Below are 20,347 nucleotides of genomic sequence, written 5' to 3'. Positions count from 1 at the left end.
TTCCGTTGTCCCACAATCCGCCCATAGACCGGTTAGCCGCCGGTTACAGTCACGTCCCGACCACGCTAATCTCTATCTCATCTGGACGCTTCGGCGTCTTTTCCTATGGCTCATGAGAAAGCAACGGTAATGGTTACCTACAGCCAACTCGTCAACATGGACACCTCGAAGCTGTCGGGGGCGGCCGAGGCGGCCGGCGGTCTGTCCAGCACGCTGTCCACCCGGGCCGGTGAGGTGCAGACCTCGGCCCAGATCCCCGGCGGCATGTGGGCCGGAGTCGACGCCTCCGCCGCGTCCGGACTGCTGGAGACCCAACCGTCCCCGCTGTTCGACGCCTCCGACGTCTTCCGGTCCAGCCGGGCCGCGCTGGAAGACCTCGTCGTCGACCTGGAAGCCGCCAAGACCAAACTGACCGACGCGCAGGACCTCGTCGCCGGTACCGGAATCACCATCGGCCCCGACGGCACCGTGACCACCCCCGTCGTCGAATCGGCCACCGCCGCCGACCGCAACGCCCAGCTCGCACAGCAAGCGCGCGAACTGATCGACGAAGCCCTGAAACTGGCCGACCACGCCGACCAGACCGCCGTCTCGACGCTCACGACCGCGGGGCTGCGCATGAACGCCCCCGACTTCGCCGGACCCACCGACCCGGGAATCGCCGCCGCCCAAGCCGAAGCGTTCCGCAAGACCCTGGGCCGGTTGCCGATGAGCGAAACCGACTGGCAGCTCGCCGCCGCCCTGGACCCCACCTCCCGGCTCGACAAGAACGGCGGCCAGGACGCGGTCGTGGCCGTCGGCCGCATCACGCCCCGTCCCGGCGAGGGCCTGGTGCGCATCGGCCTGTACATCCCCAGCAGCGAGGTCTTCAACCTGCCCAACTACGACAAGGGCGACAACCGGGGCATGAACCCGAACTTCAGTCCCGAGGACACCCGCGTCACCCTCTACGTCGACTACGAGACCGGAACCGTCCTGGCCCGCCAGAACCCGTCGGTCGACACGTCCGGCGAGGTACGCGTCGGCACCCCGGAAGTACAGGTCCAGGAGTCCACCAACGGCGCGGTGCGCATCCAGTACGACGCCGCCAACCCGTTCGCCCCACCGGGAAGCGACGTCACCGGGCACTCCGTCAAGGGCGACATCACCGTCACGCCCGGCACCGGAGACGACGCCCCGCGCATCGACGGCACCATCGGCGACTACCCGGCCTTCGAGGCGTACCACGACACCAACGACGGCCCCACCACGACGATCATCCAGGACCCGGCCGACAACGAGGGCACCTTCGGCCCGCTGATCGAACTGCCCACCAACCACGAGATCGGCGCCGGACAAGGACCGGCCACCCAGTTCCAGCAGTGGCGCCCGCTGTCGGGCGAATACTGGCAGGTCGACCCCACGGCCCCACCGGCGCCGAGCATCGACTTGGGCGACCCCGCCAACCCACCCAAGGCCACCCCGTACGAACCCTTCGGCGGCGACTCGGTCCACCCGGACGTGCCCGGCGTCCCCTCCGGCGGCCCCATGATCTGAGGCCACGCCCGCCGCCGCTAGCTTGTCCACCATGGAAGACACCTACGAACTGCGCGAAGGCGTGCCGTCCGTCGCCGACTTCCGGCGCCTGCGCACCGACGCCGGACTGTCCGACAGGTCCCCCGAAGCCGTCACCCTCGCCCTGCCCAACACCTGGTACGGCGTGGTCATCCACCACGAGGGCACCCCCATCGGCATGGGCCGCATCATCGGCGACGGCGGCACCGCGTTCCAGATCGTCGACATGTGCGTCAACCCCGCCCACCAGGGCAAGGGCCTGGGCAAACGCATCATGGCGGCCCTCACGGCCGAACTCGACCGCCGCGCCCCCGCCACGGCCTACATCTCCCTCATCGCCGACGGCCCGGCCCGCCACCTCTACCAACAGTTCGGCTTCATCGAAACCACCGGCTACGGCTCCATCGGCATGTCCCGCGTCATCGGCTCATAGGCGCGACTCGCGCCCCATGAACACGTCCACCGCGTCCTCGGCCTCCACGGTGAACCCGTGCCGCTCGTACAACCGCCGCGCCGCCCCCTCGCACGTCGCCCTACTCCTGATCCAAGAACGGCACCACCGCGCTCACCATCCTCAGCGAAACCCCCAGGTCATAGTGAGTCGTACCCGGCACAACGGCCAACTGCGCGGTCCCCCGCCCACCCGAACCATCCCACCCCGGATCCCCCTGCCCGCCCCCGAAAATCCGAAGCACCTCCACAATGTGCTCATACCGAACCGCGTCACCATCGGCGTACACCAACAAAACCGGGGCCGTGATCGTCTTCGCCTGCTCGGTGTAGTCGAAGTCGCGACGCATCCCCTCCCCCATCTTGCCGACGAGCACACCCCAGTCCTCAACTCTCGGAGCCACTGCCTCGTACGTGGCATACAGCGGCGACTGCTTCAGGGCCTCGGCCGCGTCAGCCCCAATGCTCTTCTGCTGCTCGCGCACACTGGAATACCAACCATCACTCTTGAACGGAATCGACACGGTCACCAAGCGCCGCACCACTTCCGGGTGCCGAATGGCGGTCTGCAGAGCCGCGTACCCACCCATCGAGTAACCCATGACATCAACTTGCCCCAAGCCGAGGTGCCGCACGAGCGCCCCAACGTCGTCGGCCATCAGCTCGTGGCGCAGCGGCCGATCAACATCAGCGGTGTGCCCGTGCCCCTGCAGATCGACGGTGATCACCCTGCGCCCGCTGCTCAGGCTGGGCAGGATGGGGGCGAACATGGCGCCGAGCCCGAACCCGCCGTGAAGCAGCACCAGTGGCGTCCCCTCCCCGTCGCCGTGCTCCTCGTAGTACAGGGACAGGCCGTTGACGTCCGCGTAGGCCATGTGAACGATCTCCTCTACATGTTCGCGCGCGGGGCCCCGCGCTCGCTAGCAGAGACGACGCTCGCATCGAAAACTCATCGAAATCCGCCGAAGACTTTTGGCCCCGTTTCCCTGCGGGGGCCTGGGTCCCCAAACCGCTGTCCTTCGTCCCCCGCCTATCGGCCCGTCGTCGGCTGGCTCCCACCCACCCCCGCTGGCGAGCGATCGTGCCGATGTGTCCGTAGCTTGCGCCACCAGCGTTTGACGCGAGTCTCGGGTTTGGGCAGTCGTCGCGTGATGCGTTTCAGCTCGTCGGTGATGTCGATGGTCCAGCCCAAGTGTTTGCGCAGGTGTTGCTTCACCGAGTTACAGGGCCAACGCTCCCCGCAGGCGCAGGTGGTTATCGCCCACAGCATCGGCACGAGTCCGACGTGGACGATGGTGCGCAGCCGCCGGATGGCGGGTCGGTGGACGTCGAACACGGACGGGCGTGGCTTTGGCCGCGGCCGGGTCAGTGTGTTGAGGTAGTCGATCAACTCGGCTTGGGCGCGTTTTGCAGCTCGGGCGGCGGCGCGGTTGTCGGCGTCGTGGCGTAGTTCGTCGAGCTGTTCTTGAGTACCGGCGAATGGTGAGCGGTGGTGCCAAAACAGCGTGTCGACGCGGATCCGCTGGGCCGGTCTGTAGACGTCAACCCGCAAGTCGTCGTCGTGTGTTGGCGGAGTAAGGCGCGTGTGGAGGGGCCGGTCGATGACGGTCACAGCGCACCGTCCAGGTTGGTGCCGTTGATGTCGCGGCACGGCCCGGCATGCTCTGGAGCGAGCAGGCAGTAGATGTCCTGGTCGCAGTACAGCGGCAGCATGAGGCCGGGATCTGCCTCGCGGGAGATGGCGATCATGTTCTTGTCGAACCCGGGTAGGAAGTCGGCTAGGCGTTGGGCGGCATAGCCTGCGATGGTGCGGGCACGGGCCTCGTCGGCGGCGGTGAACGCCATTGACAACACCCAAGTTTCGAGGTGGCCTTGTGGTACGTGTAGGCGTGGACGGTTGGTGTCGGGCATGGCGGTACTCGCTTTCTGGTACGGCAGAAGGCTTGTGGACGGACGTGCAGTGTTGAGTGCGCGGGGTGGGTGGCGAGAAGCTGCCGACGAACAGCAGGGAGGCTGGCGCTTCGTCGGCGCGTGGTACTACACGTGGCTTCCCGATCCGAGCCCACCCACCCCGCCAGCCGCGTACGTCCTCACGGGAGACGCGACCGATGGATAAAGACAATGGACGCATTAGTCAGCCGGTGCTGGTTACCGTTGCTGCGGAACCGCGTGCTGCGGCGGATCGTCGGAGTTGTCGCCGAGGTCGCCGTGGTGGTGCGTGCAGCCCGGGACAGGACAGCAAGCTCCGGGGACACGGCGGAGTTGGTGTGGCAGCGACGCACGGAGATCGTCGTGGACGGCCAGCGCATCGAGGCTCAAGTCGGTCGCGGAGGCGAGCGCTGCGGCCACGTCGTCGAAGATCTCGGTGAACTGGTCAGCAGCGTTGACGATGAGCCAGCCCGCGTTGGTGCCGTCCGGCGTTGTGAAGCGTCGGCGCTGTGTCCGCACCAGATCCCCGCCAAACACGGGCATTTCGAATGCTTGCTTTTCCATCATCAGTAATCCCCTCAGACTCGGAGCATCTGTTGCAGTGATCTTTCGATCACTCGCTTGTCCACTCCCACCATCACATGAGCTACGCTCGTGCACAAGCTTCAAAAAATGCGTCTTTGACACAAAGGCGTCAGATGACAGATCATCTGCAACTTGCAAAACCTGGAGGACACATGGCGCGGACGAGTCGATCCTTGAGAGCACGGTGGCTTGGATCGAAGTTGCGAAAGCTACGCCTTGCAGCGGGCCTAACGCTCGCAGACGCGGCAGACGCGATCCACCGCGACCCAGCATCGTTGTCCCGCTTCGAGAGTGGCGCCTCCCCAATTCGAAGCAATCTTCTTCTCGGACTGATTGACCACTATGGACTCAACGACTTCGACCAACGCAACGAGATCCTCGAACTCTGCGATGATGTCGCGAACCATGGTTGGTGGGATCCGTTCAAGACGTTTCTCACGGCTGAGTTCGCTGACTTTCTATGGGTAGAAGAACGGGCCACGGCGATTTCTCTCGTAGACGTCGTCTTGATTCACGGCTTGTTCCAAACGCCCGACTATGCCCACGCGCTCATCAATGACGACCCGAGCCTGGACGACAAGCTTGCCGTCCGTCGTCTCACAGAACTGCGCATCGCTCGCCAGCGGATCCTCACGAGAAATCAAGCGCCGCAAGTCACTTCGATACTTCACGAAGCTGCCCTTTACCATCGTGTTGGTGACCGTAAAGTCATGAGAGTTCAGCTTGACCATCTGATTGCTCAAGCCGATAACCCGAACATTGACTTGCGGCTCCTTCCATTGGGAACCTGGATACACGGACTTGGGAGTGTCGGCACGGGTCTCGCGAAGTACCAGATGCCCACCCCCTACCCCACGGTTGGGTACACAGAGAACGTCTCTGGCCTCGTATGCCACATGGATGACGAAGAGATGGATCGGATCGAGCGAATGTACGCTCAAATGGAGAGCCAGGCACTTACCCGAGACGCGACGATGCGCAAGATCAAATCCATTGCCAAGGAGATCTAGTCCGCCATGCCAGTACTGCGAACTCTCGACGCCACGACACGCGCTGCCATTGCGTGGCGCAAGAGTTCACGAAGCCCCAGCAATGGCGGTAACTGTGTCGAAGTCGGGGCCCGCCCTCATCACGGCATAGCCGTCCGCGACTCCAAGCACCCCACCGTCACCCCCCTCACCATCACCCGCTCCGACTGGACCGCCCTCCTCCGCACCGTCAAAGCCAACGCCTAGCGAACCGCTTCCCTACAGCGCGGCGGGTCGGTTTCAGGGTCCTGCCTCGCTTAGACGGTCGTGACTGGTGTCGCAACGCTCCACTACTCTGCGCATCAACCCCGGAAACCTCCATCGGCGGACGAGGACACCTCTATGTCAGAGTTCGACACGGTAAAGACTCAGCTACACCAGGCTCGCAGCACGATCAACGACGCCGTAGCGATAACTCAACAGGCGTATTCCAGCACGGACGACAAGAAGTCTCGGCTCGAACAACTAGGTGTCGCGGCGACCGCACAAGCGTTGGATTTGGCGCTCGAGAAACTGCGGGAAGCGTTGGAACAGCTGGCCTCGGCACGAGGTGAGACTGACAAGGCGGCGGAAACTCTGGACAAGGTGCCCGACACCGCGCCCATTCCCGACGTCATCGCCATACTCGGCACCACCGTGTCCACGCTGGGCACAACAAAGATCAGCATCGATACCTCGGGCGAGAGCGTCAAAGGCGCCATGGAACAGGCGCAACTGGCAGGTACCGAGGGAATCGTCAATCTCTGCCATGACGCATCATCCACGATCGACGGAGCACGGCAAGGCGCACAAACCGCCATCAACGCGGTCAACGGGTATCAGAAGCGCCTGGAAACTGAGGCTCAGGAGCTTGAGGGTTTAAGCTCTGAAGCCAGCCAACCACGCGCGAACCCCACTCCAATGTCAACACCACAGGCCACCGTATCGTCAAGCCGCGGCCGTACTCAGGTTTCAAAACCTCACCCCGCCGCCGACGGCCGTGCAACATTCGGAACCTCGACGTCGCGGAATTACAAGAAGACGTTTTTCGACAAACACCCGGACACCGAAGGCAAGGTGGTTGTCCATCATGCCGTGGAACAGAAAACCCTGAAGCTCTATCAAGGAGCCGTAACCGAAAGCGAGATGCACTCCTACGAAAATCTGCGAGGCATCCCCAAAGGCGAGACTAACAACCGTGTTCACCTCAGTGCCATTCGCATGAGCTGGAACGAGTTCTACCGAGACAACCCGAGCCCCACGAAGCAGCAGCTACTGGACCACGCCACAAAGGTCGACAACGAATATGGTCACCAGTTCAACCCGCCAATTCGATAGTGCCCGGTTCAGCCACCACACGCCGGTATGGTCGCGTTCCACCACCATCAGATGAAGAAAGTAGACGCCCACATGATGTATCACTTGCTCAAGCCGGAAGTCCCGGGCGAGTTCGGCGACAACATAGATCTTGACACCAGCGTTCACCCACCACGCGTGAGCGTGTTCCATCTGTCAATCACCGACTGGCTGGGCGATGAACTGTTGGAAAGCTTCCCGTGTTTCGCGGTGACTACCGCGCTGGCGGACAAGCTGACCGACGCTGAGTTGACGGGGTTCGCTTTGGCAGACATGGAAGTCACCATGAGCGAGGAAGCATACGAGCTGATGGGCGACGACGCCGAAACGCCCCAGTTGAAGTGGCTACAGATAACCGGTCGTCCTGGGCACGACGACTTTGGACAGACCGCCAAGGCCCACCTCGTCGTCTCGGACAGGGCTCTGGAAACCCTTCGTACCCACACCCTGGAGCACTGCGTCATCCAATCTTGGGAGCCACCATCAACCGAGTCCGTGTAACCCACCAAAACAGGCCCGCCCTAGCGAACCGTTGCCCCCAACGTTTGGGGTGGGTGGGAGCCAGCCGAGAACCGGCTCATAGGCGGGGGACGAAGAACAGCGTCTTGTGAACCCGGGCCCCGCAGGGGGCACGGGGCATTGTCTGCATGACCGCCCCACAGCGGAGCGGGCGGGAGCCAGATACTGGGGTTCTGGTGACCGCACCCCTGGGACTCAGGCCTCACAAGGAGACCACCGCGGCGGTGTGCGAGTAAGGCATACACCACCCCCAAGGCCACTTAATGTGATGTTGCAGTCACGTCAGTGCGTGCGCTAGTATTAGCTAGTGCTAATTTATCGGCGTGGCCGGTAACTATCAACTCCGCTTTTTCAAGGACGTCATCGAGTGGATTCAGCAGTTGCAGAAGGAGGACCCTGACAGCTTTGAGCACGTGATCGCGGCCTTGGAGCGACTCCAAGAGCACGGGCCGGCCCTGCGGAGGCCGACGGTGGGCGCAATCGAGGGCAGCGCGTATCGACATATGCGAGAACTTCGCGCACGGAACGGCTCGCGTGTCAGTATTCGGCTGTTGTTCGCGTTTGACCCTGAACGTCGCGCTATCTTTTTGGTCGCAGGCAACAAGGCTGGTCAGCGTCAATGGACAGTTTGGTATGACAAGGCCGTCAAGGAAGCGGACGCCCGGTACGCCGCGTACCTTGACGCACTAAATGCGGAGGAGGAGTAATGGAACTTCGGGACATGTCCGAACTGACTTCTGGAATTTCCACGGAGCAGCGTGCCCGCATTGACGCGATCAAGCAGGAAATGATTGACGCTGAACGCGGGCACGAGCTTGCCAGCTTGCGGAAGGCGCAGGGGCTTACCCAATCACAGGTAGCCGAGGCTATGGGCGTAACTCAGGGACGGATAAGCCAAATCGAAAGCGGCAAAACGCGGTTGGACACCGAGACGATGGCCGCATATCTTCACGCCATTGGCGGTGAGCTGACAATCACGGCAACTGTTGGACGTCTGTCCATCCAGCTGTGAACATGCCCGTGCTTAAGCGGCCGGCATTGTGGGGCGCCGAAACCTTGGAGACCGTGCGTTTGCGGGGTGGGCGGGAGCCAGCCGGGAACTGACCCGGAGACGGGGACGAGGGACAGCGGCGTGAGAAGCCGGGCCCCGCAGGGGAACGCGGCGAGGCGGCCGAGTGGGGTGGGGATGGTCGGTAGGGTTTTGTCCCAAGTGCGACAGTGCGTAGCGCGGCTCACGGGGACTCGGTAACGTTTGTCGCCGTGGACTATGCGTTTATTCCCAGCCCGGCGCAGAGCGTTTGGGAGATTCCGTTGCCGTTTGGGCTCGCTGTGCCGATTCGGGCTTATGCGTTGTGCATCGTGGCGGGGATTGTGGCGGCTTGTTGGGTTGTTGAGGCGTTGTTGCGGAGGCGGGGGGCGCCTCGGTTCTTTGTGTTGGACTTGGCGGTTTGGGCTGTTCCGTTCGGGATCGTTGGCGGGCGGCTGTACCACGTTGTTACTTCGCCCGACGCTTATTTTGGGGCGGATGGGGAGCCGTTGAAGGCGTTCGCGGTGTGGGAAGGTGGGTTGGGGGTTCCCGGGGCGATCGTGTTGGGGGGCGTGGGGGTTTGGATCGCTTGTCGGCGTGGGCAAGTGCCGTTTTCGATGGTTGCCGACGCGGCGGCGATCGGGTTGCCCTTGGGGCAGGCTGTTGCCCGGCCTTGTAATTGGTTCAACCAGGAGTTGTATGGGTTGCCGACGAATGCTCCCTGGGGTGTGGAGATCGACGCGGCCCACCAGCGGGATATTCCGCCTGAGTTCCGTGGGGCTGAGGCTTATGAGCCCGCTTTCTTGTATGAGTCACTGTGGAATTTTGGGTTGGCGGCGGTGATTTGGCGGCTGGACAAGCGGTTCAAGTTCGGGGCCGGGCGGGCGTTCGCGATTTATGTGCTCGGGTATGGCGTGGGGCGGTTCTGGATTGAGGGGCGGCGGATTGATGTGGCCCACGACTTCCTTGGGCTGCGGGTCAATGAGTGGTTGTCGTTGGTGATGATCGTGGGTGCGATCGTGTACTTGTTGCGGGTCAAGGGGAAGCGGGGGGTGTTGGTTCCCGGTGAGGCGGGGGGCCTGCGGATGGTGGATTGGGATTCGGCGGATGCCAGGGCGGGCAAGCTCGTTGAGGTTGAGGTCGGTTCGGGGACTGTGGAGTCCGAAGTGTCCGATGAGGGTTCTGCGGAGCCCGACGAGAGTAAGGCGAGCTCGTGAAACTTTGCCGGTGGCTCAGGATGTGCGCGGGTGGACACGGGCGAGCGGGTGTCGTGGCCCGACGCGGCGCTCGGACCGGACTGCCAGCGACAGCGGATCGGGTCCGATCTCCTTGGCGCACTCACGCTGGTCCGGCGTCTCGGCATATGAGGGGTATGACGCGGCGGCACTGTCGTTAGCCGCCGGGGGTTACGAAGCCGGATTCGTAGGCGATGATGACGGCTTGGGTTCGGTTGGCGGCCCCGAGTTTGGTGAGGACGCTGCCTACGTGGGTTTTGATGGTTTCGAGGCTCACGGTGAGGTGGGTTGCTATGTCTTGGTTGGACAGTCCGGTTGCCATGAGCCGCAGGACTTCGGCTTCGCGGGCGGTGAGGGCGATGGGGCCGTGAGGGTTGCCCGGTGGGGCGGGACGGGCGGCGGCCAGGGCCCGGATGGCCTCGGGGAACAGTAGGGCGTCCCCCGAGGCCACGGTGCGGATGGCGTGGGCGATCTCGGTGGCCGGGGCCCGTTTGAGGACGAAGCCGTTGGCTCCCGCGCGGAGGGCGTCGAAGACGTATTCGTCGTTCTCGAACGTGGTTATGACGACCACTTTGGGTGGTTCGGTCAGGTCACGGCGGAGTCGACGGGTGGCTTCGATGCCGTCCATGTCCGGCATGCGGACGTCCATCAGGACCACGTCGGGGCGAAGGCGACGCACCAGGGGTAGGACCTGGGTGCCGTCGGCGGCCTCGGCGATCACGTCGATGTCGGGTTGCGCGGAGACCAGGGTGCGCAGGCCCGTGCGGGCCAGCGGGTCGTCGTCGGCCAGCAGCACCGTGATCGTCATGCCGCGATTCTGGCATCCACGAGGGACGGCTTGGCGGGTTCGGTGGGGATGTGGTTGAGACGGCCGGTGGCGATGATCCAGAGGCTCACGAGCGCCATCGGGACGGTGCCCATGACGGTGACGGCTACGACGCCCAGGTTTCCGCCGTGCAGCAGTTCGCCGAGCAGCAGGAACAGCACCATGTTGTTGCCCGCGTGGGCGAGGCTGACCGGCCAGATGCTGCCGCCGCGCAGTCGCATCCACGACAGGATGATCTCCTGGAACATGAACGACACCGTCCACAACAGCAGGCCGATCGCGAGGTTGCCGAAGACGACGTAGTCGGTGAACGCGAGCGGGAAGTGCCATACGGCCCAGATGAGGCCGGTGGCCAGTGTGGAGGATATGGGGCGTTCGGGGAACAGCCGCAGCCGCAGGTAGCTGGTCCAGCCGAACTCCTCGCCCCAGTAGATCGGGGTCAGCAGTGGCACCACGAGCATGAGGATGAGGACGAAGGCCCAGCCCGGCAGGCCGGGGACGAACGCGTCCAGTGCGGACAGATCCGGTTCCCACAGTCCGAGCAGGGCCGCGGTGGCCCCGCCGACGGCGGCGAAGGCCAGCGGGCCCAGCCAGGCGGCGAGATACAGCCACCAGCACTGCCGCCAGCGGAACGCCAGTCCAGCGTCGCCGAAGCCCTCCCGGGTGATCCAGGCGCGGACCACGATCGCGGCGAGGGCCGGGGTGAACGCCATACCGATCTGCGGCAGCGGTTCGGCCAGCGACATGTCGAACAGGTAGTAGGCGGCGAGTATCCACGTCCAGGTCACGACGAAGCTGATGACGAGGAACCAGGTCAGTCCCTTGGCTCGGGTTGTCACGGGTGGGGTCCTTTCCGGGTGACAGACAGCTGTGGCAAACCTGTCCGTTCGCCGACCACCGCGCCTGGCTAGCGGGAGCCAAATCGATACCCCTCCCAAGAGGGAGGTGGGCTCGCGGACGTGGTGGCACACTCACATCCGTGTGGAAAGTCTTGGCTCCCCTGCTCGACCGGCGAACGTATACCGGTTGGGTGTTCGCGCTGCTGGGCGCGATGTGCTGGCTGCCCGCCGGAGTGATCGCGCTGCTGGCGGTGCTGCCGAACTGGCCCCGCCGTGCGGAACCCGCGATCTTCCTGGTGGTGCTGGTGGCCGGGGTCGCGGCGAAGGGGCTGTTCGCCCAGACCCGGCAGGGGTGGGTGTGGTTGGCGAATCAAATGCTGGGGACCGCGATCCCCGAGGCCGGTACCCGTCCGTTGTGGTCGGCCAGACTGCGCACCGCCGTGTGGTTGGTGGTGCTGGCGGTTTCCGGCGGGGCCCTGATGCTGGTCACGGGAATGCTCGCCCTCACGACGGTGCTGCTGCCGTTGCTGTGGCTCAACGGCGGCGACACCGTGACCTATCTGTTCGCGGACATATCGATAGCGGCGGGAACCGCTGGACTGTGGACGATCGCGGTGGCGCTGGCGCAGCTGCCGGTCGCGGCCTATCTGACCGCCGCCACCGCGGCGTGGCTGCGGTGGCTGGCGCCGCGGCTGCTGGGGCCCTACGCGGCGGAGAAGCTTGTCGCGGTTGAGGAGCGGGCCGACGATCTGGCGCGCCGCAACCGGTTGGCGCAGGAGCTGCACGACTCGATCGGGCACACCCTGACCACGTCGACGATTCAGGCGGCGGTGGCCAACCAGCTGATGGAGTCCGACCCGGCTTCGGCGCGGCAGGCGATGACCACCATCGAGGAGTCCTCCCGGCAGGCCCTCGACGACCTGGATCACGTCCTGGGCGTGCTGCGGCAGGAGGCCGCGACGCGGGAGCCGAAGTACACACTGGCCGATGTGGGGCCGCTGCTGGATCGGGTCGCCGCGACCGGGACGACGGTGCAGCGCCATCTCGGCCACGGGCTGACGTCGATCCCCGCCACGGTGTCGCGGGAGGCTTACCGGGTGGTGCAGGAGGCGGTGACCAACGCGTTGCGGCACGCGCCGGGCGAGCCCGTCGAGGTGACCGTGGAGGTCTCGGCCAGGAGTCTGGGGGTGCGGGTGGTGAACCCGCTGCCGAAGGCCCGGCCGAACCGGCCCGGGCGGGGGCTCGCGGGCACCGCCGAGCGGGTGCGGCTGCTGCACGGTGAGGTCACCGCCGGGGCCGACGAGGACGGGACGCACTGGGTGCTGTCGGCGCGATTGCCTTTGCCGCAGTAGCGATCCCCGTTCCCGGTTCGCGGCCGGACGGCCGCGTCAGGGGCGGGTGGCACGGGGTTCTCGGCCTTTTGGTCAATAAAGGTAACAATTTAGCTTCTTCTATTCCGTATCCCGGCTCACACCGAGTACTTTCTTTTCGAAAAGACTCTTATTAGTTTTTTCGGCCCTCAAAGGAGTGCTCGTCGTGGTTACCCTCGCCCCCAAGCGGCACGCCGAGACCGACCTGCCGCCCCCGAAACCGGTGAACCCGCTGCTCAGGCTGTGGCGCGTGTACGTCGTCCGGCGCATCGTGTACGCCCTGTTCGTCATCTGGCTGGTCACCTCGGGCACCTTCTTCATGGTGCGCGCCATGCCCGGCGACCCCATCGAGGTGATCGCCGGACGGCTGTCGCAGCAGGGCATGAACATCGACCAGGCCCGGGAGCAGGCCCGGCAGGTGCTGCCCTACGACCCGGACGCCAACATCTTCTCGCAGTACTTCCAGTACTTCGGCAACCTCGCCACCGGCGACTTCGGCTGGACCATCAGCCAGCGCGACACCACGGTGCTGGAACAGATCATGAAGTACCTGCCCTGGACGCTGTTCAGCGTCGGGCTGGGCGTCGTGGTGGCCATCAGCATCGGCATGACCGTCGGCATGATCATGGCGTACAAGCGCGGCGGCTGGTTCGACCACGTCGCCACCCAGATCGCCTCGACGGTGTCGGCCATCCCCAACTACCTGGGCGCGATGGCGATCGTCCTGATCGGATCGACCTGGCTGGGGCTGTTCGACTTCTGGGACATGCGCGGACGGCTCACCGAGGGCGTGGAACCCGGCTTCAACGCGGTGTTCATCGGCGACGCGCTGTACCACGTGGTCCTGCCGGTCATCACCTACGCGTTCACGCTGACCGGCGCGTGGGCGCTGATGATGAAGGCCGCCACCACCGAGGTGCTCAGCGAGGACTACATCACCATCGCCAAGGCGCGGGGCCTGAAGGAGCGCCGGGTCGGCACCCGTTACGTCGGCCGCAACTCGGTGCTGCCGATGATGCCCACCATGGCCTTCCAAGTGGGCACATTGGTCGGTGGCGCCATCGTCGTGGAGGAGATCCTCAGCTACCCCGGCGTCGGACAGCTGCTGGTGAAGTCGATCTCGCTGCGCGACTACCCGGTGATCCAGGCCGTCGTTTTGATCCTGACCTGTGCCGTGGTGTTCAGCAACCTGGTCGTCGACCTGCTCAACGGCTGGCTGGACCCGCGCATCCGCTCCGGCGAGGCAACGGAGGCCACGAAATGACCGCGGTAGGCACCACCACTCCCCCCGAGGCGGCGGCCCCGCTGCGCACCCGCACCGTCGTGTGGCGCGGACTCACCCGCTCCCCCAGCGGTTTCGTCGGCGGCGTCATCGTGCTGCTGGTCATGGGTTTCGCGTTTTTGGGCCCGCTGCTCATCGACACCACCAACCCCTCCAACTCCGATCTCATCTGGACCGGACCCAGTTCCGAACACATCCTCGGTACCGACGGACAGGGCAAGGACTCGTTCCTGACCCTGGTGGCCGGAGGCGCCGAACCGTTGTGGGTGGGCATCCTGGCCGCGTCGATCGCGGTCGTGGTCGCCACCGTGCTGGGCTCGATCGCCGGATTCGTCCGGGGCAAACTCGACACGTTCTTCCTGCAGCTCACCGACATCACGATGACCATCCCCAGCATCGTGCTGATGCTGGTGCTGACCGCGATGTTCCGGTCCATCACGCCCACCGCCATCGCCGTCATCATCGGCCTGACGACCTGGGCGCCGCTGATGCGATCGGTACGGGCGCAGGTGTTGTCGCTGCGGCAGCGCGAGTTCGTCGAGGCGGCGCGACTGCAGAACATCCCGGTGCGGACGGTGATCTTCGCCGAGGTTCTGCCCAATATGGCCGGTTATATCTTCGTCAACTTCATCCTGGCCATCAACAACGCCATCTACGCGCTGGTCGGCATGTACCTGCTCGGCCTGTTGCCGTCCACAGCCGACAACTGGGGCCTGATGATCCAGGAGTCGTGGAAGTCGGGCGCGTTCAAGCTGCCCGAGGCGATCCCGTACATCGCCGCGCCGCTGGCGCTCATCATCCTGTTCCAAATCGGACTGATCACGATGGGCCGTTCCCTGGAACAAGCCCTCAACCCGCGACTGAGGGAAAGGTAGGCCACCGGTGAACGACGAACCCATCCTGTCGGTCCGCGACCTGGAGATCAGCTACCGCACCGGGAAACGCACCGAGGTGACCGCCGCGTCCGACATCAACTTCGACCTGTACCCGGGCGAGTCGATGGCGCTGGTCGGCGAGTCCGGTTGCGGCAAGACGACACTGGGGCTCGGGCTGCTGAAGCTGCTGCCCCGGCTGGGCCGGGTGCCGCGCGGCACCGTCACCTACCGCCGCAAGGACGGCAGCCGCTCCGACATCATGAAGCTCGGCAAGGAGGAGCTGCGCAGGTTCCGCTGGAGCGAGGCGGCGATGGTGTTCCAGGGCGCCATGAACGCCTTCAATCCGGTGCAGCGCATCGCCGACCACTTCGAGGACACGCTGCGCGACCACGCCAACGGTCAGAAGCGCTGGAGTACGGCCGACATCAAGAGGCGCTCCGAGGAACTGCTGGACCTGGTGCGGCTGGAACCCGACCGGGTGCTGCGCAGCTACCCGCACGAACTGTCCGGCGGCATGAAGCAGCGCACCCTGATCGCGCTGGCACTGGCCCTGGAGCCGCAACTGCTGGTGCTGGACGAACCCACCACGGCACTGGACCTGCTGACACAGCGCTCCATCGTGGAACAGCTGCACGAGCTGCGGGAACGGCTGGGCTTCTCGATGATCTTCATAACCCATGATCTCGGCCTGGCCGCCGAACTGGCCGACCGGGTGTCCACCATGTACGCCGGACGGATCATCGAGTCCGGCACCGCCGAGGACATCTTCTACAACCCGCGCCACCCCTACACGGCCGGACTCATCAAGGCGGTGCTGCCGGTCGCCGGTGACCTGCCGGAACTGGAGTCGATCCCCGGCACGCCACCGAACCTGGCGAACCTGCCGCCCGGCTGCGCCTTCGCGCCGCGCTGCGGCTACGCCACATCCGAGTGCTCCGACGAGATCCCGGCGCTGACCCGCATCGAGGGCTCCAACGGCAACCCGCCGCACACCGCGGCCTGCCTGCACAGCGACCAGGTCGAATTCTCCCGACAGGTGGTGTCCCGTGTCTGAGGTAGCAGCCCCGCGACTGGAAGCGACCGACGTGGAGCCGGCGGCGCCGCCGCTGCTCCAACTGTCCGGACTGGAGCAGGTCTTCGACACCAAGCGCGGCAAGGTGCCCGCCGTGTCCGGGGTCGACCTGACCGTCGGCAAGGGCAAGGTGGTGTGCCTGGTCGGCGAGTCCGGCTGCGGCAAGACCACCACCGCCCGGGCCGCCGCCGGGCTGACCCGCCCCACCGGCGGCCAGGTGCTGTACCGCGGCAAGGACGTCGCGCGAATGGCCAAGCAGGAGTGGAACACCTACCGCGAGGACGTCCAGTACATCCACCAGGACCCGTACGCCTCGCTGAATCCGGTGCGCACCATCCTGTCCAGCGTCACCGGCGGCCTGAAGGCGCGCGGCATCGTCAAGACCAAGAAGCAGGCCCGCGAGGCCGCCATCGAACTGTTGACCCGCGTCGATCTGACCCCGCCGGAGTACTGCCTGGACAAGTACCCGCACCAGCTGTCCGGCGGCCAGCGGCAACGGGTCTCGGTGGCGCGGGCGCTGGCCATGGAACCCAAACTGCTCATCGCCGACGAGTCGACGTCCATGCTGGACGTGTCGATCCGGGTCAGCCTCCTCAACACCCTCGGGGCGCTGCGCGACGACCTGGGCGTGGGCTTCCTGTTCATCACCCACGACCTCGCCGTGGCGAAGTACTTCGCCTGGGACGGCGAGATCGCGGTCATGTACCTCGGCAAGATCGTCGAACAGGGACCGACACCCCAGATCATCGGCGACCCGCAGCACCCGTACACCAAGGCCCTCATCTCGGCGGTGTGCGAACCGGACCCGAAACTGGCGCGCGCCAAGAAGACCATCCGGTTGCGAAGCTCGGAGATCCCGAGCCTCACCGACCTGCCGTCCGGCTGTGCCTTCCACCCCCGTTGTCCCCTCTACGAACCCGGACTGTGCGACAACGAACTGCCCATCCTGGAATCCATTGACTCGCGGCGGCTGTCCTGTCACGTGCTCGCCCGCGACCTGAAAGCCGGGTGAGAACCGATGCCAACCCAGCTGGCCCGCATGGGCCTGGTGGCCGCGGTGTTCCTCATCAGCACCTCGGCACTGCTGCTCGTGGCCTTCCTCAAGCCGGGTAGCGCCGAATTCGTCATCACCGGCATCACATGTGGCCTGGGAGTCTTCCTCGGCCTTTTCTCCACTGTGGTTTTCTATATAGAGAGGAGGAGGTCGTGACCTCCTTTAGCCCCAACATGTCCCGCCGACGGCTGCTTCAGCTGGTCGGCATCGGCGCGGTCGCCTCGACGGGCGCCGTCGCCCTGTCGAGCTGTAAGGCCGACTCCAGCGACACCGGTCGCGGCGGCACCTTCGTGTACGCCTACGACTTCGACAAGTCGTCCCAGAATTTCAACGCCATCGTCCCGGACACCACCCTGCTGATGGCCGCGCCGATCTCGGAGCTGTACTACCCGCGCTGCGCGCTGCGCAACTGGGAGACCAACGAGTGGCAGTACATGCTCGCCGAGAGCAGCGAATGGAACGACAAGGTCCTGACGATCACCCCGCGTTCGGGCGTGAAGTGGAGCGACGGCTCGAAGCTCACCATCGACGACTTCATGGGCAGCTTCGCCGAGCGCAAGCTCAACGTGGCGCCGGGCGTCGACGGCTGGCCCAACGTCACGAAGATCGAAAAGGACGGTGACAAGATCAACATCACCTTCGACAAGATCTTCCCCGGAATCGAGTACGAGGTGATGCGCACCCGCGTCCACGCCTCGTCCCGCTACGACGAGCAGCTGAACAAGGCCCTGAAGCTGTTCAACGACGGGGTTCGCAACGGCGACAAGGAACAGCAGAAGTTCGTCACCGAACTGGGCAAGCTCAAGTTCGACGACATGATTTCCTGTGGACCGTTCGTGATCGAGGCGTCCAAGGTGTCCGACACCAAGGTCACCATGAAGAAGAACAAGGGCGGCCTGTTCGCCGACAAGGTCAACTTCGACAAGGTGCACGTCGAGAAGGCCAGCAACGACGAGGCCGCGCAGCTGGTGGCCGAGAAGAAGGTCGACTACATCACCCACGTCCTCGGCCCCGCCGAACGCAAGCAGCTCAAGGGAACCGAAGGTCTCAAGGAGTTCAAGTTCGACGACCAGCAGGGCATCGGCCTGATGCTCAACAACAAGTCGAACCCCGAGTTCAAGGACGTGCGGGTCCGCAAGGCGCTCATGCACATCATCAACAAGGACGAGGTCGGCAAGATCGCGCTCGGCAAGGGCGGCTACTTCGTGCCCGAGTACATGGCCGGTTGCGCCGACGACCAGGCCAAGGAAGTGGTGGGCGCGTCCGAGATCGGCAAGTTCGACCCCTACGAGTACGACCCCGACAAGGCCGAGAAGTACCTCGAGGAAGCAGGATGGAAGAAGAAGGGCGACTCCTGGGAGACCAAGGAGGGCAAGAAGGCCGAGTACGAGATCCTGGCCGTCAACGGCTGGAACGATTTCGACGCCACCGCCAAGCAGGTCGCCGAGCAGTGGAACAACTTCGGCATCAAGACGACGACCAAGAACGCCGAGGAGGCCTCGATCTGGGGTATCTGGCCCGCCGGTGACTACCAGGTCGCGGTCCGGCAGTGGGGCAACCCGTTCCACCCCGAGATGTTCGGCGCCTGGCAGATGGCCTGGTTCACCGACAACAACCGGACCAAGGACGAACCGGGCATGTCGCTGGACACCGCCAAGGTCGACTCCAAGGCCTACGGCGAGACCGACGTCGAGAAGATCTACGAGGTCGCCCACACCTCCGACGACGACGCCAAGCGCAAGGAAGCCCACGCCAAGCTCGCCACGATCTTCAACGAGACGCTGCCCCGGCTGCCGATCGTCGGCTTCGTGCGGCTCAGCTACGGCATCGAGGGCACCGGCGTCAAGAAGTTCATCACCGACAAGTCGCTGGCCGAGAACGACATCTACCGTGACAACCCGGTCATGATGTCCATCCTCAAGGGCAAGACCGGCGCCGTGTAAAGGACCACCTCACCGGGTGTTGTGATAGTCCCGGGCCCTGACGGGTCCGGGACTTTCGCTTACCATGTCGCGGCAGCCACAGTAAGGACTCCGCATGGGAACCGTCCACTCACACCAGACCGACGAGAAGAACACGCCGACCACGGTGCGGTTCGCGCTGTACCTGCTCGTGCCGGTGGCGGTGGCCACCGCGATCGCCATGGCCCTGATGTGGCCGACCGACAAACCCGAGGCGACGTCGGCCGCCGGTGCCCAGGAGGTCACCGGCACCGTCACCGGGATCTCGCTGAAGGAGTGCCCCGACACCGGGACCGAGCCCGGGGGCGAACCCGGCGACAGCGGGGCGTCGGCCAAGCCCGAACGCTGCGGCACCGTCACCGTGGAGCTGACCAGCGGCGCCGATGAGGGCGACATCGTCACCTCGACCCTGCCCAACGGACCCGGCGCGCCCTACGTCGAGGTCGGCGACTCGGTCATCCTGATGCACCTGCCCGAGGCCGAGTTCTCGTACTCGATCATCGACCAGGACCGATCAACGCCACTGTGGATACTGGCGATCGCGTTCGCGCTGGCCGTCATCGCCTTCGGACGGCTGCGGGGGCTGCTGAGCCTCGTCGGGCTCGCCGTGACCTTCGCGGTGCTGCTGCTGTTCATCGTGCCCGCGATCCTGTCGGGCGAGTCGCCGCTGCCGGTGGCGATCGTCGGGTCCTGCGCGATCATGCTGGCTGTCCTGTACCTGACGCACGGGTTCCGCGCCACCACGACCATCGCCGTGGCCGGGACGCTGTGCAGCCTGGTCCTGACCGGGCTGCTGTCGGCGCTGGCCGTGGGCATGGCGCACCTGACCGGCATCTCCGACGAGGACACCAGCGTCCTGTCGATGTACCACGGCGTCAACACCGAGGGGCTGCTGTTGGCGGGCATCCTCATCGGCTCGCTGGGGGCGCTGGACGACGTCACGGTGACCCAGGCCAGCGCGGTGTCCGAGCTGGCGCGCGCCAACCCCGAGTACGGGTTCGGGGAGCTGTACTCGGCGGCGGCCCGGATCGGGCGCTCGCACATCGCCTCGGTGGTCAACACGATCATCCTCGCCTACGCGGGGGCGGCGCTGCCGCTGCTGATCCTGATCGCCGCCGCTGACCGGCCGTTGAGCGAAACGCTGACCACGCAGCTCATCGCCGAGGAGATCGTGCGCGGCATCGTCGGCACCATCGGACTGATCGCGGCCGTCCCGCTGACGACGCTGCTGGCGGCGCTGACCGTCCACAAGTTCGCTCCCCCGCCCGGGGTGGAGCTGGCGACGCCGGGGCCGCGCCCGAAACGGCCCCGCAACGAGTGGCTGGACATGCACGAGGACGAGACCCCGCCGCCGGAGAGCCGTCCCGAGGCCGAGGAGCCGCGATAGCCGAAACGGCCGCGAACCC

The 20,347-nt window shown here is 65.2% G+C and carries 23 protein-coding genes and 1 pseudogene; 17 read left to right on the top strand and 7 right to left on the bottom strand.

Annotation, left to right across the window (positions count from 1 at the left end):
- Positions 1-129: 129 nt before the first annotated feature.
- Positions 130-1,536, top strand: coding sequence for a hypothetical protein (locus SNAS_RS32285; protein ID WP_013015923.1), 1,407 nt, complete (start codon positions 130-132; stop codon positions 1,534-1,536).
- 31 nt (positions 1,537-1,567) lie between these two features.
- A complete protein-coding gene (locus SNAS_RS03150; RefSeq protein ID WP_013015922.1) occupies positions 1,568-1,987 on the top strand; it encodes a GNAT family N-acetyltransferase in 420 nt (139 codons plus the stop codon).
- Here SNAS_RS03150 and SNAS_RS37430 read toward each other — a convergent pair.
- The 5 genes and pseudogenes from SNAS_RS37430 to SNAS_RS03130 all read right to left on the bottom strand — a co-directional run.
- Positions 1,982-2,071 (bottom strand): annotated as a pseudogene (locus SNAS_RS37430) (GNAT family N-acetyltransferase); the annotation flags it as partial. The gene SNAS_RS03150 and the pseudogene SNAS_RS37430 overlap by 6 nt on opposite strands.
- A 16-nt stretch (positions 2,072-2,087) precedes the next feature.
- Positions 2,088-2,879 carry an alpha/beta fold hydrolase gene (locus SNAS_RS03145; protein ID WP_013015921.1) on the bottom strand — a complete coding sequence of 264 codons (792 nt, stop codon included), beginning with the start codon at positions 2,877-2,879 and terminating at the stop codon, positions 2,088-2,090.
- Positions 2,880-3,034: 155 nt separating this feature from the next.
- Entirely contained in the window at positions 3,035-3,556 is a 522-nt protein-coding gene (locus tag SNAS_RS03140; RefSeq protein ID WP_144300384.1) for a hypothetical protein, read from the bottom strand.
- Positions 3,557-3,612: 56 nt separating this feature from the next.
- Positions 3,613-3,855 (bottom strand): hypothetical protein, encoded by a 243-nt coding sequence (locus tag SNAS_RS03135; RefSeq protein WP_144300383.1) that lies wholly within the window; start codon positions 3,853-3,855, stop codon positions 3,613-3,615.
- Between the two features lie 297 nt (positions 3,856-4,152).
- Positions 4,153-4,500: a hypothetical protein gene (locus SNAS_RS03130; RefSeq protein WP_013015918.1), complete on the bottom strand. Its 348-nt coding sequence runs from the start codon at positions 4,498-4,500 to the stop codon at positions 4,153-4,155.
- Positions 4,501-4,631: 131 nt separating this feature from the next.
- Here SNAS_RS03130 and SNAS_RS03125 point away from each other — a divergent pair, with 131 nt between their 5' ends.
- The 7 genes from SNAS_RS03125 to lgt all read left to right on the top strand — a co-directional run bounded on the left by SNAS_RS03125 (position 4,632) and on the right by lgt (position 9,644).
- Entirely contained in the window at positions 4,632-5,528 is an 897-nt protein-coding gene (locus tag SNAS_RS03125; protein ID WP_169313845.1) for a helix-turn-helix domain-containing protein, read from the top strand.
- A 6-nt stretch (positions 5,529-5,534) separates the two neighbouring features.
- Positions 5,535-5,753: a DUF397 domain-containing protein gene (locus SNAS_RS37425; protein WP_013015916.1), complete on the top strand. Its 219-nt coding sequence runs from the start codon at positions 5,535-5,537 to the stop codon at positions 5,751-5,753.
- 135 nt (positions 5,754-5,888) lie between these two features.
- Positions 5,889-6,863 (top strand): hypothetical protein, encoded by a 975-nt coding sequence (locus SNAS_RS03120; protein ID WP_013015915.1) that lies wholly within the window; start codon positions 5,889-5,891, stop codon positions 6,861-6,863.
- Positions 6,864-6,914: 51 nt separating this feature from the next.
- The gene (locus SNAS_RS03115) at positions 6,915-7,382 is read left to right on the top strand and encodes a hypothetical protein (RefSeq protein WP_144300382.1); all 468 of its coding nucleotides are present in this window, start codon (positions 6,915-6,917) and stop codon (positions 7,380-7,382) included.
- Positions 7,383-7,723: 341 nt separating this feature from the next.
- The gene (locus SNAS_RS03110) at positions 7,724-8,107 is read left to right on the top strand and encodes a type II toxin-antitoxin system RelE/ParE family toxin (protein WP_013015913.1); all 384 of its coding nucleotides are present in this window, start codon (positions 7,724-7,726) and stop codon (positions 8,105-8,107) included.
- Positions 8,107-8,412 carry a helix-turn-helix domain-containing protein gene (locus tag SNAS_RS03105; protein ID WP_013015912.1) on the top strand — a complete coding sequence of 102 codons (306 nt, stop codon included), beginning with the start codon at positions 8,107-8,109 and terminating at the stop codon, positions 8,410-8,412. The genes SNAS_RS03110 and SNAS_RS03105 overlap by 1 nt, the downstream gene beginning before the upstream one ends.
- Positions 8,413-8,660: 248 nt before the next feature.
- The gene (gene lgt, locus SNAS_RS03100; RefSeq protein ID WP_013015911.1) at positions 8,661-9,644 is read left to right on the top strand and encodes a prolipoprotein diacylglyceryl transferase; all 984 of its coding nucleotides are present in this window, start codon (positions 8,661-8,663) and stop codon (positions 9,642-9,644) included.
- 175 nt (positions 9,645-9,819) lie between these two features.
- Here lgt and SNAS_RS03095 read toward each other — a convergent pair whose 3' ends face one another.
- Positions 9,820-10,470 (bottom strand): response regulator transcription factor, encoded by a 651-nt coding sequence (locus tag SNAS_RS03095; protein WP_013015910.1) that lies wholly within the window; start codon positions 10,468-10,470, stop codon positions 9,820-9,822.
- Positions 10,467-11,327 (bottom strand): CPBP family intramembrane glutamic endopeptidase, encoded by an 861-nt coding sequence (locus SNAS_RS03090; RefSeq protein ID WP_013015909.1) that lies wholly within the window; start codon positions 11,325-11,327, stop codon positions 10,467-10,469. The genes SNAS_RS03095 and SNAS_RS03090 overlap by 4 nt, the downstream gene beginning before the upstream one ends.
- A 140-nt stretch (positions 11,328-11,467) precedes the next feature.
- On the opposite strand from SNAS_RS03090, the gene SNAS_RS03085 reads away from it, so the two are divergent.
- The 8 genes from SNAS_RS03085 to SNAS_RS03050 all read left to right on the top strand — a co-directional run bounded on the left by SNAS_RS03085 (position 11,468) and on the right by SNAS_RS03050 (position 20,328).
- Positions 11,468-12,679: a sensor histidine kinase gene (locus SNAS_RS03085; protein WP_013015908.1), complete on the top strand. Its 1,212-nt coding sequence runs from the start codon at positions 11,468-11,470 to the stop codon at positions 12,677-12,679.
- A 184-nt stretch (positions 12,680-12,863) separates the two neighbouring features.
- On the top strand, positions 12,864-13,961 hold the full coding sequence (locus SNAS_RS03080) for an ABC transporter permease (RefSeq protein ID WP_013015907.1): 1,098 nt from the start codon (positions 12,864-12,866) through the stop codon (positions 13,959-13,961).
- Positions 13,958-14,854, top strand: coding sequence for an ABC transporter permease (locus tag SNAS_RS03075; RefSeq protein ID WP_013015906.1), 897 nt, complete (start codon positions 13,958-13,960; stop codon positions 14,852-14,854). The genes SNAS_RS03080 and SNAS_RS03075 overlap by 4 nt, the downstream gene beginning before the upstream one ends.
- A gap of 7 nt (positions 14,855-14,861) precedes the next feature.
- On the top strand, positions 14,862-15,908 hold the full coding sequence (locus SNAS_RS03070; protein WP_013015905.1) for an ABC transporter ATP-binding protein: 1,047 nt from the start codon (positions 14,862-14,864) through the stop codon (positions 15,906-15,908).
- A complete protein-coding gene (locus tag SNAS_RS03065; protein ID WP_052304881.1) occupies positions 15,901-16,938 on the top strand; it encodes an ABC transporter ATP-binding protein in 1,038 nt (345 codons plus the stop codon). Before SNAS_RS03070 ends, SNAS_RS03065 begins: the two co-directional genes overlap by 8 nt.
- Before the next feature lie 6 nt (positions 16,939-16,944).
- Complete coding sequence (locus tag SNAS_RS35620; RefSeq protein ID WP_013015903.1) at positions 16,945-17,136, top strand: hypothetical protein; 192 nt, start codon at positions 16,945-16,947, stop codon at positions 17,134-17,136.
- Positions 17,133-18,923, top strand: a complete 1,791-nt coding sequence (locus SNAS_RS03055) for an ABC transporter substrate-binding protein (RefSeq protein WP_013015902.1) — start codon at positions 17,133-17,135, stop codon at positions 18,921-18,923. The genes SNAS_RS35620 and SNAS_RS03055 overlap by 4 nt, the downstream gene beginning before the upstream one ends.
- Positions 18,924-19,017: 94 nt before the next feature.
- Positions 19,018-20,328, top strand: a complete 1,311-nt coding sequence (locus SNAS_RS03050; RefSeq protein WP_013015901.1) for a YibE/F family protein — start codon at positions 19,018-19,020, stop codon at positions 20,326-20,328.
- Positions 20,329-20,347 lie beyond the last annotated feature (19 nt).

Origin of the sequence: Stackebrandtia nassauensis DSM 44728 (genome assembly GCF_000024545.1) — a bacterium.
GTDB lineage: Bacteria > Actinomycetota > Actinomycetes > Mycobacteriales > Micromonosporaceae > Stackebrandtia > Stackebrandtia nassauensis.
The sequence above is the reverse complement of the archived record's forward strand: the minus strand, read 5'-3'. Positions and strand labels throughout refer to the sequence as shown.